This is a genomic window from Altererythrobacter sp. Z27, from assembly GCF_052683155.1.
Genome location: NZ_JBQYMC010000001.1, coordinates 20,712 through 34,180 on the forward strand (window position 1 = coordinate 20,712; position 13,469 = coordinate 34,180).

Below are 13,469 nucleotides of genomic sequence, written 5' to 3' on the forward strand. Positions count from 1 at the left end.
TATTCTAGCCCCCTAGTTCGGCCCGATCGCTTGCGGGCGGGAATGGTTCATCCGTCTATTCGCAGACTGGTTAAAATCAGGTTCATCCCAATCCGGCCGCTTCGCCGGCCCTTGGAATATATTGCGTGCCGAGCACCCACAGGCCGCCCGCAGCGATTGCGACGCCATAAGGAACGGCGATGCGATCACGCTGGCGGCGCATGACATGCCAGGCACCGACGAGGATGGTCAGGATGCCGCCTGCCAGCGCCATCACGATCAAAAGTTTCAGGAACCAGCTCGGCTCGATCCACAGCGCCAGGGCGGTGAGAAGTTTCACATCCCCGCCGCCCATCATCTTGAGTGCGAACAATCCGGCGAGCACGGCAAAGGCAGCCAGCGCCACCCCCAGTTGCATCGCCACGCCGGGCCACAAAGAAAGGCCGCTGGCCCACCAGAACAAAGGCGCGGCCAGCGCGATGCCGGCATTGAGCCAATTGTCGATCTGGCGGCGGCGCAGGTCGGTAAAGGCCGCGAAAAGCAGCGCAATTGCCAATCCAACCAGCAATCCGTAGTGGAGATATTCGCCCAGCATGAAGCCCCCAGTGGTTCCCCTAGGAGGCCAGAGCTAAAGGGTATCACTTACCAAAAAGTAACCAAGCCCGAGGGGATGATATTAGCCACATGGAAACAGCGGCCTCCAAACCGATCGATCGGCGGGCAATTCCGGCCGACGCAACAGAGAGCACATGGGCCGCGTCTGACGGCTTTCTGATACGCCGGATCGACTGGCCCGGCGGTGGCGAAGGGCAACCGGTACGCGGCTCTATCCTGTTTTTCCCGGGGCGCGGCGACCATTACGAAAAATATCTCGAGACGCTGGAGCAATGGCATCGCGCAGGCTGGCGAGTCACTGCCTCGGACTGGCGCGGGCAGGCCGGCTCGGGCCGCTTGGGCAATGATCAGGTTACCGGACATATTGGCGATTTCGGCGATTGGGTGACGGACCTCGCCGCCTTCTGGCCGCAATGGAAGGCTTCGACCCCGGGGCCGCACATTCTCGCCGGCCATTCGATGGGCGGGCATCTGGCGCTGCGTGCGCTGGCAGAGCGCAAGGTCGATCCCGATGCGCTGGTGCTCTCCGCCCCCATGCTAGGTTTCGTGGGGCCGCTCCCGCCAGCGTTGGGGCAGCTTGCCGCGCGGCTGATGTGCGCGATTGGCGACCGCCGCCGCCCGGCATGGAAGTGGAGCGAGAAGCCGGGCGAAGTGCCCGCTTCGCGCCAGGCGCTGCTGACGCATGACGACGAACGCTATGCCGATGAATTATGGTGGCGCGAGCACAGGCCCGAACTGGTGATGGGGCCGGGCAGCTGGGGCTGGGTCGAGCGGGCCTATGATTCGATGCGCGGCCTGTTCGCGCCCGGCAAGCTGGAAAGCGTGACCACGCCAGTGCTCTTGCTGGGGACGTCGAACGACAAGCTCATTTCGATGAAAGCGATTGAGGCGGCGGCGCAGCGCCTGCCCAATGCGACGCTGGTGCGGTTCGGCGACGAGGCGGATCACGAGATCCTGCGCGAAGTCGATCCCGTGCGTGACAGGGCGATGGCCGGTATTGCGGAATTCCTCGACCGGGTGGCGCCGCCGCAGTGAGCGAACACTTCGATATTGCGATCATCGGCGCAGGGATGGCGGGCGCCAGCATTGCCGCGGAAATTGGCGATGCTGCCAGCGTGCTCTTGCTCGAAGCCGAGGACATGCCCGGTTATCACGCCACGGGACGCTCCGCCGCTTTCTGGGAAGAATGCTATGGCGGGCCGGCGATCGTTCCGCTCACGCTTGCATCGGGGACTTACCTGCACGAGCACGGCTTTCTGAGCGACCGCGGGGCGCTTTATCTCGCGCGCGAGAAGGACGAGGCACTGATCGAAGGCTTCTTCGCCGATTTTTCAAGCAGCGGCGCGTTGTTCGAGCGGATCGGACGCAGTGAGCTGGACCGGATAGTGCCGGGGTTAAAGCAAGAATGGGACCGCGCGATCTGGCAACCGCGCTGCGCCGATATCGATGTGGCCGGGCTCCATGCGCATTACCTTGCAATGGCCAAGGCTGCTGGCATCCTTCCGCAATGCCGTGCCCGGGTGGCGGCAATCTCGCGCAGGCAGGGCGGGTGGAACCTTATGCTGGCCGACGGCCGCGAGTTCTCTTCTGCCACGCTGGTGAATGCGGCGGGCGCCTGGGCTGACGAGATCGCGCAAATGGCGGGCGTCCGTCCGCTGGGGATCACGCCCTATCGCCGCACCGTGGTGCAATTGCGGGTCGATCCGCCGCCGCCCGACGATCTGCCGCTGTGCCTCGATATTGCGGGGGAGTTCTATTTCAAGCCCGAGAGCGGGCGGCTGTGGCTGAGCCCGCATGACGAAACGCCGTCACCTGCCGTCGATGCCGCGCCAGAAGAACTGGATGTCGCCATCGCGATCGACCGGCTTGAACACACCACCAATTGGCAGGTACGCGGGCTTGAGCGCAAATGGGCGGGGCTGCGCAGCTTCGCGCCCGATCGCCTGCCCGTCTATGGCCGCGATCCATCCTGCCGCGAATTCTTCTGGTTTGCAGGGCAGGGCGGCTACGGCATCCAGACAGCTCCCGCGGCTGCGCGGCTGGGGGCGCAACTATTGCTGGGGAGGGAGCCTGACGCGATGACGCAGGCCCTTGATGCCGACGCATACTCTCCCGCGCGCTTCCGATAGGTCGATTGCAGCCTGCACCGCTCGATAGAGATTAATCACGAGGCACTGGCTTTTTGTTTTCGGTTCTTTAGTCTGTGGCGATCCGTAAAGTCTGTCGAAGGAGAAATTGCATGGCTCACCGCTTCGAGATTCGTAAGAACAAGAAGGGCGAATTCGTGTCCTATTTCGTCTACAATTCGGAAACGATCTGGTGGACCGAAGGTTACAGCTCAAAGGCGAGCGCGAAGAACGCCATCGAATCGGTACTCAAGAACGGGCCGAACGCGGAAGTCGTCGACACTACCACCGGCTGAGCCAGCCTCACTCTTCAGAATTGGCGCCTCAACAGGGCGCGGTGCGGGCGCGGGCTAGGCGCCCTTGCCGTTGCGCTTGTCGGCCTCGTCGCTGGCGAGCCGGTCGGCGCGTTCGTTCTCGATATGGCCGTTGTGGGCCTTGACCCAATGCCAGGCGATCTTGTGGCGTGATGCGGCATCGATCAGTTCGCGCCAGAGGTCTTCGTTGAGCACCGGCTGCTTCGCTGCGGTTTTCCAGCCGCGCTTCTGCCAGCCGTGGACCCATTTGGTGATGCCATCGACGACATATTTGCTGTCTGAGTAGAGATCGATCCTGCACGGTTCGGTCAGCGTGCCCAGCGCCCTGATCACAGCGGTCAGTTCCATGCGGTTGTTCGTCGTCACCGCTTCGCCGCCGGACAGTTCCTTCTCGTGGCGCCCCATCCGCAGCAAGGCGCCCCAGCCGCCGGGGCCGGGATTGCCCTTGCAAGCGCCGTCGGTGAAGATTTCGACCTGCTTCATTTCACGCGCCTGCCGTTCAAAGGCCTTGCGCGAACAGTTCTTCGCCATGCGCGGCGTAGAATTGCAGGCGGCGAGCGAAATCCATCGGGTCCTTGCGCGTGACCAGCGCGTCGGCTGGCGTATTGAGCCAGTCGTCCGCGCGGCTCGAGATGAAGCGCATGCAAGCGCCGCGCGCCAGTGCGGGCAGGGCGTCACGCTCGACTTCGCTTAGGAGGCGCTCGGCCTGATAGCCTTGCAGGAGGGCCTTGGAGACATCTTCGCGGAAGGTTTCGCCGCCACGCTCGAAGCACCATGCCGCATGGGTCACCGCCAGATCGTAAGCGAAGAAATCGCTCGCGGCGAAATAGAAGTCGATCAGGCCGCTTACCTCGTCGCCCAGCATCAGCACATTGTCGGGGAACAGGTCGCAATGCACCACGCCATGCGGCAACCCGCCCGGCCAATGTCCCGCCAGCCATGACAGCTCGCCAAAGGCGAGATCGGGCAGCGCTGGATCGATCGTGGCCAATGCTTCTGCGCCGCAATCGTTGATGGTCCGGTCCCAACCTGCCAGCCCGAGCGTTTGCGTGCGCGACTGCGGAAAATCCGCCACGGCTTGGTGGATGCGTGCCAGCGCGCGACCCACCGAGCGCGCCTGTGCCGGAGTGGGATGATCGATCGAGACCCCGGACAGATATTCGATCAGGGCCACCGCCTTCCCGTCGATGGTCCGCCACAATGCGCCGTCGCGATCGTGGATCGTGCGGGGGACCGGGCAACCGCGCGCCGCGAGGTGATCGAGCAATCCGAGGAAGAAGGGCAGGTCGGAAGTCTCGATCCGCCGTTCGTACATGGTCAGGATGAAACGCGCGCCGCGCCCGTCGTTGCCGGTAGTTTCAATCAGCCAGTTGCTGTTCGACACGCCTTCGGCAATGCCCTTGGCGGATACTAGCGAGCCGACATCATAGGCTTCGATCAGTTCGGCCAGCCGCTCGGCGGCGAGATGCGTATAGACCGCCATCGGTGCCCAGCCGCTATTCCACCAGCTGGCGCGGCAGCTTGAACACCATCTTCTCTTCAACCGCGGTGAAGGTTTCTTCCTCGACGGAGCGCCATTCGGAAAGCCTGGCGACCACTTCACGCACCAGCGTTTCCGGGGCGGAGGCACCGGCGGTGAGGCCGATAGTGCCGACCCCTTCGAGCCACGCCGGGTCTATCTCGGAGGCGCGCTGGATCAGGTGGGCGCTTGTGCCGAGCCGCTCGGCCACTTCGACCAGCCGCAGCGAGTTCGAGCTGTTGGGCGCGCCGATAACCAGCACAAGGTCGCTCGCCGGTGCGATCTGCTTGACCGCCGCCTGCCGGTTGGATGTGGCGTAGCAAATGTCTTCCGCCTTGGGTCCCACGATATGCGGAAAGCGCGCTTCCAGGGCGGCGATGACCTCAGCCGTATCGTCGACCGACAGCGTAGTCTGCGTCAGGAACGAAAGCTCACAGTCGCCCGGCAGGTCCAGCTTCGCGACATCCTCCACCGTTTCGACAAGGGTAATCTGGCCCGGTTCGACCTGGCCCATAGTGCCGATCACTTCGGGGTGCCCGGCATGGCCGATGAAGATGATGTGACGGCCTTTCTCGATCTGGCGTTCGGCCTGGCGATGGACCTTGCTCACCAGCGGGCAGGTAGCGTCGAGATAGAGCAATTTGCGACGCTCAGCTTCGGCGGGAACCGATTTGGGTACGCCATGCGCGCTGAACACGACCAGGGCATCGCCCGGCACTTCATCGAGTTCCTCGACGAAGATTGCACCCTTGGCTTTCAGCGCATCGACCACGTATTTATTGTGGACGATCTCGTGCCGGACATAGACCGGCGCGCCATAGCGTTCGAGCGCGCGCTCCACGATCTCGATCGCACGATCGACCCCCGCGCAAAAACCGCGCGGTGCGGCAACCAGCAATTTGAGCGCGGGAAGCTTGTCCCCGGTTTCCGATGCGTGAAAGGGAGCGTTCATGTCTCGCCCTCTAGCGCTTTGCAACGCGCGCCGCTAGGGCGTGACAACGCAATTGCCGCGAGGGTCGCTTGGCCCCGCGAAAAGGACCATGGCCCGCAAGGGCCGCAGTGAGGATTGCCATTTGATGACCCGTCGCAGCCGTATCGTTTCCACCGTCGCTCTTGCCATTGCCCTGGCTGGCTGTGCCAAGGAAGGCGAACTGGTTGTCGAACAGGGTGTCGGCATCACTGCCGTGCTGTCTTCCTGCCCCGCCGTGGGAATCCCCGACTATACCGGCGATGTGACTCTGTTCCGCGGTGCGGGGGAGCACACTGCGGACAATATCGATGTGGTCGCTGCGATCACCAACCTTCGCTACACTTGCGATGAAACGGGCGAACGGGTTTACACCAACGCCACTTTCGACGTGCTTGCCCGCCGCACCGATGTGCGCGGCGCGCGTACGGTGCAGCTGCCTTACTTCTCTTCCGTCCTGCGCGGCGGCAGTGCAGTGGTGACCAAGCGTGTCGGCACTGTCACGCTGACCTTTGCCGATGGCGAGGAACGCGCAAGCGCTTCGGCGCAGGCGGGTGCCTTCGTCGACCGCGCCGAAGCGACGCTTCCGGCCGAAGTGCGCGAGCGGATCACTCGCCGCCGCCGCCCTGGCGATCCCGACGCTGCGCTCGATCCGCTGGCTGACCCGCAGGTGCGTGCAGCTGTGCAGCGTGCGTCATTCGAACTCCTGATCGGCTTCCAGCTGACGCAGGACCAGCTCGCCTATAACGCCACGCGCTGATGCAGGGGGCCGCAGGCCCCGCCACGCTTGCGATTCTGCGCAATTCGGCTAGGCGCACGAGCCATGTCCGATAGCCCAACCATCTATAAGCTTTTCGCCGCAAAGATCGACGCGGCGCTGTCCGCGCTCGAAGCCGAAGGCGTGCTGCCCGCCGGTGCATCGCGCCAGAACGTAGCGGTCGAACCGCCGCGCGATTCCAGCCATGGCGACCTCGCCACCAATGCGGCCATGGTGCTGGCCAAGCCCGCCGGGCTCAACCCGCGCGCGCTGGCCGAAGCCATCGTCGCGAAGCTTGCCGCCGATCCTTCGGTTGCAAGCGCCGAGATCGCCGGCCCCGGCTTCATCAATCTTCGGCTCGATCCCGCCGTGTGGCTGGCGGAGCTTTCCGCCATCGCCGCTTTGGGCCGCGATTTCGGCCGTTCGCAGACGGGCGCAGGCCGCCGGGTCAATGTCGAATATGTCTCGGCCAACCCAACCGGCCCGATGCATATGGGCCATTGCCGCGGCGCGGTGGTGGGCGATGCGCTGGCCGCATTGCTCGAATTCGCCGGCAATCAAGTCACCCGCGAATATTACATCAACGATGCCGGCGGCCAGGTCGACGTGCTCGCGCGTTCGGCCCATTTGCGCTACCGCGAAGCGCTGGGCGAAGAGATCGGCGAGATCCCCGAAGGGCTCTATCCCGGCGACTATTTGATCCCAGTTGGCGAATATCTCGCGGGCGAACTGGGTGACCGGTTCCGCGACGTTCCCGAAGCGGAATGGCTGCCGATCTTCCGCGCTGAAGCGGTCGAGCAGATGATGGAGCTGATCAAGCGCGATCTGGGCCTGCTCGGCATCCATCACGACCTGTTCTCATCAGAGGCTGCGCTGCACGCCGCGGGCAAGCCCGACGCCGCCGAAGCATGGCTGCGCGAGCATGACCTTGTCTATGACGGCATCCTTGAAGCTCCCAAGGGCAAGACGCCCGAGGATTGGGAGCCGGTCGAGCTGCCGCTGTTCCGCTCGACCAAATTCGGCGACGACCAGGATCGCCCGATCAGGAAGTCCGACGGAAGCTGGACCTATTTCGGCGCCGATCTCGCCTATCACATGGAAAAGGCCAAGGCGGCGGACGAGCTGATCGATATCTGGGGCGCCGACCATGCCGGTACGGTCAAGCGGATCAAGGCCGCGGTTGCCGCGCTGAGCGAAGGCGAAGGCAAGCCGATCCCCTTCGACGTGAAGCTGGTTCAGATGGTCCAGCTGATGAAGGGCGGCCAGCCGTTCAAAATGTCGAAGCGCGCGGGCAATTTCGTGACGCTGGCGGACGTCGTGGACATGGTGGGCAAGGATGTGGTGCGTTTCACCATGCTCACCCGCAAGCCCGAAGCGCAGATGGACTTCGATTTCGACAAGGTTGTCGAAGCGTCGAAGGAAAATCCGGTGTTCTACGTGCAATATGCCCATGCGCGGATCCGTTCGACCATGCGCAAGGCGGCAGCAGAGGGCTTCGCGCCTTCGGGCGATGCGATCGACCTGCTGGGTGCGGAAGAACTCGAGCTGGTCAAGCAGGCCGCGCAATTCCCGCGCGAAGTGGAGGCGGCCGCCAAGGCGCGCGAGCCGCACCGCATCGCCTTCTATCTTTATGACCTCGCCGGGGCCTTCCATGCCTATTGGAATCTCGGCAACGATCGGCCTGACAAGCGCTTTATCGTCGCGGAAAATGCGGCGCTGACCGGTGCGAGGCTTTTCCTCGCCGAACAGTTAGGGCAAGTTGTCCGCAACGGCTTACGGATCCTGGGGGTCGAAGCCGTCGAGGAGATGTGACCATGGTCTCGCCGGGCGAGGGATATCGGGACAGTAGCGGGAACGCCGAACTGGCGCTGAGCGGCGACGACAGCCTGCCGTGGCTCGAATCGGACGAATACGATCCTGACGAAGGCGCAGTCGACACGGCGCGGATCGTCGGCTTCGCTGCCATATTGCTGGTAATCCTGGCCGCCGCGATCGGCGGGGTGTGGTGGTATTCCAACAATGCCTCGGGCGAGCAAATCCTGGCCGATGGCAGTACGATCAAGGCTCCGGCAGGCCCCTATAAGGAACGGCCCGAGGATGCCGGCGGCAAGGAATTCGCCGGAACGGGCAATGTCGCGCCCGCCGTTGGCGAAGGCATCATGCGCGAGGGCCAGCTGGCCGAGCGGCCCATGCCGCAGCCTGTGCCCGTCACGACGCCGACCGCGGGAGGGGCGCCGCGCCCTTCAATCGCGACGCGCAGCAGCGAGGAAACTCCGGTCGAGCAGGCGGGCGTGGGCGTGCAGGTTGGCGCCTATGGCACGCGCGCTGCGGCTGAAGCAGGCTGGGCAACGCTACTGAGGCAAACCGACGTGCTTTCCGGCGTGAGCCACCGCGTGGTGAAGGGGCAGGCCGATATTGGCACCGTCTATCGCCTTCAGGCGGTCGCTTCCGATCCCGCCACCGCACGTACGCTTTGCGAAGCGCTAAAGGCCGATGGCGTGGCCTGCCAGGTCAAACGCTGAAGCCAAGACCCGCAAATGCGCCGGAATGGCGTGGAAACGCGCCGTTTTCCCCCGCGCTAACCATGTCCGAACTTGCCGTTTTTGGACTTTGCTGCGACTCTTTTTGCCATGACGCCTGCCATTTTCGGGATTGCCGGGGCTGAGCTGACCGCCGATGAGCGCGCCTTCTTCAAGGAGGCCGATCCGGCGGGCTATATCCTGTTCGCGCGCAATTGCGCCGATCCCGTGCAGCTGCGTCGCCTTACAGACGATCTCCGGTCAATCCATGGGCGTGAGCGCCTGCTGGTTTCGATCGATCAGGAAGGCGGGCGCGTGGCGCGGCTCAAGCCGCCGCATTGGGCCGCCTATCCCGCTGGAGAGGCTTTCGACCGGCTTTACCGGATCGCCCCCGCCAGCGCGATCGAGGCTGCCCGAGCCAATTCCCATGCGATGGCGCTTGAACTCGCGGCGATGGGCATCAGCGTCGATTTCTGCGCTCCGCTCGACGTGCGCCGCCCCGAAACCGACAATGTGATCGGCAATCGCGCGTTGGGCAGCGATCCGATGCAGGTGGCCGCGCTCGGTCGCGCGGTGCTGGACGGGCTGGCGCGCGGCGGGGTTACGGGGTGCCTCAAGCATATCCCGGGCCATGGGCGCGCGACCTGTGACAGCCATCACGAACTGCCGGTTATCGAAGCGAGCGAAGACGAGCTCGAGGTGGACATCGCGCCTTTCCGTGCGCTCAACCATGCCCCGATCGGGATGACCGCGCATATCCGCTTCACGGCTTGGGATGCCGAGCGCCCGGCGACGCTTTCGCCCATCGTCATTCGCGAGATCATTCGCGGCCGGATCGGCTTCGACGGCCTGTTGCTGACCGACGATATCGACATGGAAGCGCTGGAGGGCAGCGTTCCCGAGCGCGCGGCGCAGGCGCATGCCGCCGGTTGCGATATCGTGCTCAACTGCTGGGCCAAGCTGCCCGATATGGCGGCGATCGCCGAAATCCTGCCCGCGATGGACGCGGTCACCGCCGAACGGCTCGACCGTGCGCTGGCGCCGACCATGCTGCGCGACGAGTATGCCGAGGCGACGGAACTGCTCTCCAAACGCGATGCGCTGCTCGAAATTGCGGGGGCGGCGGCATGAACGAGGACGGCCTGCTGTTCGATGCCCCTGTGGCCGATGGAAGCGCCGATGCGTGGGACAGCCCGGCAGCCGCGCCTGCACAGGACGATTCGGCACTCTATCTCGAACTCAACGGCTGGGAAGGCCCGCTCGACCTCCTGCTCGACCTCGCGCGGCGGCAGAAGGTCGATTTGCGGCAGATCTCGATCCTGGCTCTGGTCGACCAATATCTCGGCTACATAGAACGGGCCGAAGCCCTGCGGCTCGAACTGGCGGCCGATTATTTGGTGATGGCCGCGTGGCTGGCCTATCTCAAATCGGCGCTGCTCCTGCCCAAGGAAGAGCAGGAAGACCCTAGCCCCGAGGAACTTGCGCTGCGCCTGCAATTGCGGCTGCAGCGGCTTGGCGCGATGCGCGAGGCGGCGGCGCGGCTGATGGCGCGCGATCGGCTGGGGCGCGACATCTTCCTGCGCGGCGCGCCCGAAGGCCTGCGGATCGATCGCAAGACCCAGTGGAAATGCGACAGCTTCGCGCTGATCCAGGCCTATGGGCAGGTCAAGGCGCGCACGGCGCCGCGCATCTATCACGTGATGGATCGCCCGGTGATGACGCTCGACAGCGCGCTCGACCGGGTTTCGGCCATGCTGGGCGTAACGCTCGACTGGATGGATTTGCGCGACTTCCTGCCGCCGCATGCCGAGCCGCGGCTGCGCAAATCGGCGCTGGCTTCCAGCTTCGTCGCTGCGCTTGAACTGGCGCGGCTGGGCAAGGCCGAGATCGCGCAGGAGGAGATATTCGGCTCGATGCGTATCCGGAGGATCGTGCAGTGACGGGGGAAGTACCCGACGAAACCGTGCGCGCGCTGGAAGCGACCCTGTTCGCTGCAGAGGAACCGATGAGCGTGGAAGCGCTGGCCGGGCATCTCGGCGGGCTGGAGAACGCACTGGTGAGGCAGGCGCTCGATGAGCTTCAGGGCCATTACTCCCGGCGCGGCATCCGGCTGGTCGAACGCGGCAAGCGCTGGCATTTCGAAACCGCGCCCGATCTGGCGCATCTCTTGCGGCGGGAGCGCGAACAGGTCCGCCGCTTGAGCCGCGCGGCGACCGAAGTGCTCGCGATCATCGCCTATCACGAACCGGTCAGCCGGGCGGAAATCGAATCGATCCGCGGGGTGCAGACCGCCAAGGGCACGCTCGACGTGTTAATGGAGGCGGGCTGGATCAAGCTCGCCGGGCGGCGCGAAGTGCCGGGCCGACCGGTGATCTACGCCACCACGCCCGAGTTCCTCGACCATTTCGGCCTGTCGAGCCGGCGCGACTTGCCGGGCATTGACGAATTGCGCGCCGCCGGTCTGCTCGATCCGGTCGACGAGGCGTTCGAAGCATTCCAGGGCGAGGAAGACGAGAGCGACGAAGCTTCTGGGCCCGATGGCGACGAGGAAACCGACGATTTTTCGGCCGAAGAGCCAGCCTGACTGGCGCTGGCAGCCGGCGCAACCTATATTGGCTGCAGTTCCTAATTTGAGAGACAACCCATGAGTCTTGGCCCCTGGCAACTTATCATCATTGCGATCGTCATTCTCGTGCTGTTCGGGCGCGGGCGCATCTCGGAAATGATGGGCGATTTCGGCAAGGGGATCAAAAGCTTTAAGCAGGGCATGAATGACGAAGCCGACAGCGCTTCAAAGCCTGCCGGGCAGATCGAAGCGTCCGCACGCGATGCGCGCCCCGCCGCCGAGAGCAAGCAGGATCGCGCGCCCGCCGAGCGGAGCGATGGCTCCAACTGACTGACGCGAGAGGCGGCGCCGCACACCAATGTTCGATATCGGCGCAAGCGAACTGCTGGTCATATTGATCGTGGCGATCCTAGTGATCGGCCCGAAAGACATGCCGCTTGCGATGCGCACGGCGGGCCGATGGATCGGCAAGATCCGCCGCGTCTCGACCCATTTCCGATCCGGTATCGACGCCATGATCCGCGAGGCCGAACTCGAGGAAATGGAAAAGAAATGGAAGGCCCAGAACGAAGCGATCATGGCGCGTTCGGGCGAGGGCGATGCAGATCCGGTGCATGAGATGACCGGCCCGCCCGCAGCATCGGCCGAAGCGGCGACACCGACATTCCCGACCGAGGACGACCCGCCCGCTCCCGCCGCCGAGCCGCAATTGCCGCTCGATTCGCCAAAAAAGCGGGATTGAGATCGCGCGATGGCACTCAAGATTCGCGATATTGACGAGACCGAAGCGCCGCTGCTCGATCATTTGATCGAACTGCGCGCACGCCTGGTGCGCTGCGTCTTGGCCTTGGCGGTCGGCTTTGCGATTTGCCTCTATTACGCCGATCCGATCCTTGGCTTCCTTGTCCAGCCGCTGAAGGACGCTTTCCCGGAAGGGGAAGGGCAGCTGATCTTCACCAAGCTCTACGAAGTGTTCTTCGTCGAGCTGAAGGTGGCGCTGTTTGCGGGCTTTTTCGTCAGCTTCCCGGTGATCGCAAACCAGCTTTGGGCCTTCGTTGCACCGGGACTCTACGCGAAAGAGAAGAAGGCCTTCCTGCCATTCCTGATTGCCACGCCGATCCTGTTCATCGCGGGCGCGGCATTGGCCTATTACGTGGTGATGCCGACCGCCTTCGAATGGTTCCTCGGCTTTGGCGGAGAGGCTGGCGGATTGCAGATCGAAGCGCTGCCATCGGCGGGTGATTATCTCGGCCTGGTGATGCAATTTATCCTGGCGTTCGGGATCAGCTTCCTGCTGCCCGTGCTACTGCTGCTGCTCAACCGAGCCGGCATCGTGACCCGCGCGCAGCTGGCCGGTGCGCGCCGCTATGTGATCGTCGGCATTGTGGCGCTGGCCGCTGTCGTCACTCCGCCCGATCCCGGATCGCAGGTAATACTGGCGATCCCGCTGCTGTTGCTGTTCGAAGGTTCGCTGCTGCTCATGCGTCTGCAAGAGAGGAAGGGAAACGAAACCGGAGAGACCGCTGCAATTTCAACGGTTGTCGATTCGGAAACCACCGTACCATCACAATCGCAGCCGAAATCCCAAGCAGATGACCAAAGTCTTACGTAGCAGGTCGAACTTGCGCGGCCGTTTGTGAGTACTGTCCTGGTAAGCACCAAAAAAAACGGGGCCCAAAGGGCCCCGCTCTCTCTATTTGGTTGGCAACCCTATTAGGGGCTGACAGGCTTGTTGTCGCCATCGGCGATGATCACGATGCCGGCGATAATCGCTGCAAGTGCGACGGCACCAAGCAACATACCACCGATTTCGTTTTCGCCTTCGACAGGAGCCGAAGTGCGAGCGTACGAAACCTCAGCGATAGCCGGGGCGGTGGCGAGAGAGAGGACCGCAGCTGCTGCTGCGAGAGTACGGATCTTCATTGAGGGTCTCCTGTTGGCATTGTCTCAATCAGCTGCGAAACTACGGGAGTCTCGTCATTTTGACAAGTTCAAAATAGCCCCCGATATTTCGTCAAACTGTTCGAAAACGTCGTTGAATTACATATTTGGTGCGATGCTGTTGCAATAATGCCGCGCATTCTATCGGGCGGCCTAATCTTAACCC

The 13,469-nt window shown here is 63.6% G+C and carries 17 protein-coding genes; 12 read left to right on the top strand and 5 right to left on the bottom strand.

Annotated elements, in window-relative coordinates:
- Positions 1–82 precede the first annotated feature (82 nt).
- Positions 83–574 carry an A24 family peptidase gene (locus tag ACUJ47_RS00095; protein WP_445536451.1) on the bottom strand — a complete coding sequence of 164 codons (492 nt, stop codon included), beginning with the start codon at positions 572–574 and terminating at the stop codon, positions 83–85.
- 89 nt (positions 575–663) lie between these two features.
- On the opposite strand from ACUJ47_RS00095, the gene ACUJ47_RS00100 reads away from it, so the two are divergent.
- The 3 genes from ACUJ47_RS00100 to ACUJ47_RS00110 all read left to right on the top strand — a co-directional run bounded on the left by ACUJ47_RS00100 (position 664) and on the right by ACUJ47_RS00110 (position 3,016).
- On the top strand, positions 664–1,629 hold the full coding sequence (locus ACUJ47_RS00100; RefSeq protein ID WP_445536452.1) for an alpha/beta fold hydrolase: 966 nt from the start codon (positions 664–666) through the stop codon (positions 1,627–1,629).
- Positions 1,626–2,723 (top strand): NAD(P)/FAD-dependent oxidoreductase, encoded by a 1,098-nt coding sequence (locus ACUJ47_RS00105; protein ID WP_445536453.1) that lies wholly within the window; start codon positions 1,626–1,628, stop codon positions 2,721–2,723. The genes ACUJ47_RS00100 and ACUJ47_RS00105 overlap by 4 nt, the downstream gene beginning before the upstream one ends.
- Positions 2,724–2,833: 110 nt before the next feature.
- Positions 2,834–3,016: a YegP family protein gene (locus tag ACUJ47_RS00110; protein WP_445536454.1), complete on the top strand. Its 183-nt coding sequence runs from the start codon at positions 2,834–2,836 to the stop codon at positions 3,014–3,016.
- A 54-nt stretch (positions 3,017–3,070) separates the two neighbouring features.
- On the opposite strand, the gene rnhA is transcribed toward ACUJ47_RS00110, so the two are convergent.
- Genes rnhA through ispH form a run of 3 tightly spaced genes read right to left on the bottom strand, consistent with a single transcriptional unit; the run spans position 3,071 to position 5,505 of the window.
- A complete protein-coding gene (rnhA, locus tag ACUJ47_RS00115) occupies positions 3,071–3,517 on the bottom strand; it encodes a ribonuclease HI (RefSeq protein ID WP_445538825.1) in 447 nt (148 codons plus the stop codon).
- A gap of 16 nt (positions 3,518–3,533) precedes the next feature.
- Positions 3,534–4,517, bottom strand: coding sequence for a homoserine kinase (gene thrB / locus ACUJ47_RS00120; protein ID WP_445536455.1), 984 nt, complete (start codon positions 4,515–4,517; stop codon positions 3,534–3,536).
- 13 nt (positions 4,518–4,530) lie between these two features.
- Positions 4,531–5,505, bottom strand: coding sequence for a 4-hydroxy-3-methylbut-2-enyl diphosphate reductase (gene ispH / locus ACUJ47_RS00125; RefSeq protein ID WP_445536456.1), 975 nt, complete (start codon positions 5,503–5,505; stop codon positions 4,531–4,533).
- Between the two features lie 124 nt (positions 5,506–5,629).
- Here ispH and ACUJ47_RS00130 point away from each other — a divergent pair, with 124 nt between their 5' ends.
- From ACUJ47_RS00130 to tatC, 9 genes are all read left to right on the top strand, one after another.
- Positions 5,630–6,280, top strand: a complete 651-nt coding sequence (locus ACUJ47_RS00130; RefSeq protein WP_445538826.1) for a hypothetical protein — start codon at positions 5,630–5,632, stop codon at positions 6,278–6,280.
- A gap of 63 nt (positions 6,281–6,343) precedes the next feature.
- Complete coding sequence (gene argS / locus ACUJ47_RS00135) at positions 6,344–8,089, top strand: arginine--tRNA ligase (protein ID WP_445536457.1); 1,746 nt, start codon at positions 6,344–6,346, stop codon at positions 8,087–8,089.
- Between the two features lie 2 nt (positions 8,090–8,091).
- Complete coding sequence (locus ACUJ47_RS00140; protein WP_445538827.1) at positions 8,092–8,799, top strand: SPOR domain-containing protein; 708 nt, start codon at positions 8,092–8,094, stop codon at positions 8,797–8,799.
- Positions 8,800–8,907: 108 nt separating this feature from the next.
- A complete protein-coding gene (gene nagZ / locus ACUJ47_RS00145; protein ID WP_445536458.1) occupies positions 8,908–9,927 on the top strand; it encodes a beta-N-acetylhexosaminidase in 1,020 nt (339 codons plus the stop codon).
- Positions 9,924–10,736 (top strand): segregation and condensation protein A, encoded by an 813-nt coding sequence (locus ACUJ47_RS00150; RefSeq protein ID WP_445536459.1) that lies wholly within the window; start codon positions 9,924–9,926, stop codon positions 10,734–10,736. The genes nagZ and ACUJ47_RS00150 overlap by 4 nt, the downstream gene beginning before the upstream one ends.
- On the top strand, positions 10,733–11,380 hold the full coding sequence (gene scpB, locus ACUJ47_RS00155) for an SMC-Scp complex subunit ScpB (protein WP_445536460.1): 648 nt from the start codon (positions 10,733–10,735) through the stop codon (positions 11,378–11,380). Before ACUJ47_RS00150 ends, scpB begins: the two co-directional genes overlap by 4 nt.
- A 60-nt stretch (positions 11,381–11,440) precedes the next feature.
- Positions 11,441–11,692: a twin-arginine translocase TatA/TatE family subunit gene (gene tatA, locus ACUJ47_RS00160; protein ID WP_445536461.1), complete on the top strand. Its 252-nt coding sequence runs from the start codon at positions 11,441–11,443 to the stop codon at positions 11,690–11,692.
- A gap of 28 nt (positions 11,693–11,720) precedes the next feature.
- Positions 11,721–12,104, top strand: coding sequence for a Sec-independent protein translocase protein TatB (gene tatB, locus ACUJ47_RS00165; protein ID WP_445536462.1), 384 nt, complete (start codon positions 11,721–11,723; stop codon positions 12,102–12,104).
- A 9-nt stretch (positions 12,105–12,113) separates the two neighbouring features.
- Complete coding sequence (tatC, locus tag ACUJ47_RS00170; protein ID WP_445536463.1) at positions 12,114–12,974, top strand: twin-arginine translocase subunit TatC; 861 nt, start codon at positions 12,114–12,116, stop codon at positions 12,972–12,974.
- A 101-nt stretch (positions 12,975–13,075) separates the two neighbouring features.
- On the opposite strand, the gene ACUJ47_RS00175 is transcribed toward tatC, so the two are convergent.
- Entirely contained in the window at positions 13,076–13,285 is a 210-nt protein-coding gene (locus tag ACUJ47_RS00175; RefSeq protein ID WP_445536464.1) for a hypothetical protein, read from the bottom strand.
- Positions 13,286–13,469 lie beyond the last annotated feature (184 nt).

Excerpts from the sequence above, each read along its gene's own strand:
- ACUJ47_RS00140 (WP_445538827.1), top strand. The coding sequence starts at position 8,092 with ATGGTCTCGCCGGGCGAGGGATATCGGGACAGTAGCGGGAACGCCGAA.
- ispH (WP_445536456.1), bottom strand. The coding sequence starts at position 5,505 with ATGAACGCTCCCTTTCACGCATCGGAAACCGGGGACAAGCTTCCCGCG.
- nagZ (WP_445536458.1), top strand. The coding sequence starts at position 8,908 with ATGACGCCTGCCATTTTCGGGATTGCCGGGGCTGAGCTGACCGCCGAT.
- argS (WP_445536457.1), top strand. The coding sequence starts at position 6,344 with ATGTCCGATAGCCCAACCATCTATAAGCTTTTCGCCGCAAAGATCGAC.
- ACUJ47_RS00095 (WP_445536451.1), bottom strand. The coding sequence starts at position 574 with ATGCTGGGCGAATATCTCCACTACGGATTGCTGGTTGGATTGGCAATT.
- ACUJ47_RS00150 (WP_445536459.1), top strand. The coding sequence starts at position 9,924 with ATGAACGAGGACGGCCTGCTGTTCGATGCCCCTGTGGCCGATGGAAGC.
- ACUJ47_RS00110 (WP_445536454.1), top strand. The coding sequence starts at position 2,834 with ATGGCTCACCGCTTCGAGATTCGTAAGAACAAGAAGGGCGAATTCGTG.
- tatB (WP_445536462.1), top strand. The coding sequence starts at position 11,721 with ATGTTCGATATCGGCGCAAGCGAACTGCTGGTCATATTGATCGTGGCG.
- thrB (WP_445536455.1), bottom strand. The coding sequence starts at position 4,517 with ATGGCGGTCTATACGCATCTCGCCGCCGAGCGGCTGGCCGAACTGATC.
- ACUJ47_RS00130 (WP_445538826.1), top strand. The coding sequence starts at position 5,630 with ATGACCCGTCGCAGCCGTATCGTTTCCACCGTCGCTCTTGCCATTGCC.
- tatC (WP_445536463.1), top strand. The coding sequence starts at position 12,114 with ATGGCACTCAAGATTCGCGATATTGACGAGACCGAAGCGCCGCTGCTC.
- rnhA (WP_445538825.1), bottom strand. The coding sequence starts at position 3,517 with ATGAAGCAGGTCGAAATCTTCACCGACGGCGCTTGCAAGGGCAATCCC.
- tatA (WP_445536461.1), top strand. The coding sequence starts at position 11,441 with ATGAGTCTTGGCCCCTGGCAACTTATCATCATTGCGATCGTCATTCTC.
- ACUJ47_RS00100 (WP_445536452.1), top strand. The coding sequence starts at position 664 with ATGGAAACAGCGGCCTCCAAACCGATCGATCGGCGGGCAATTCCGGCC.
- ACUJ47_RS00175 (WP_445536464.1), bottom strand. The coding sequence starts at position 13,285 with ATGAAGATCCGTACTCTCGCAGCAGCAGCTGCGGTCCTCTCTCTCGCC.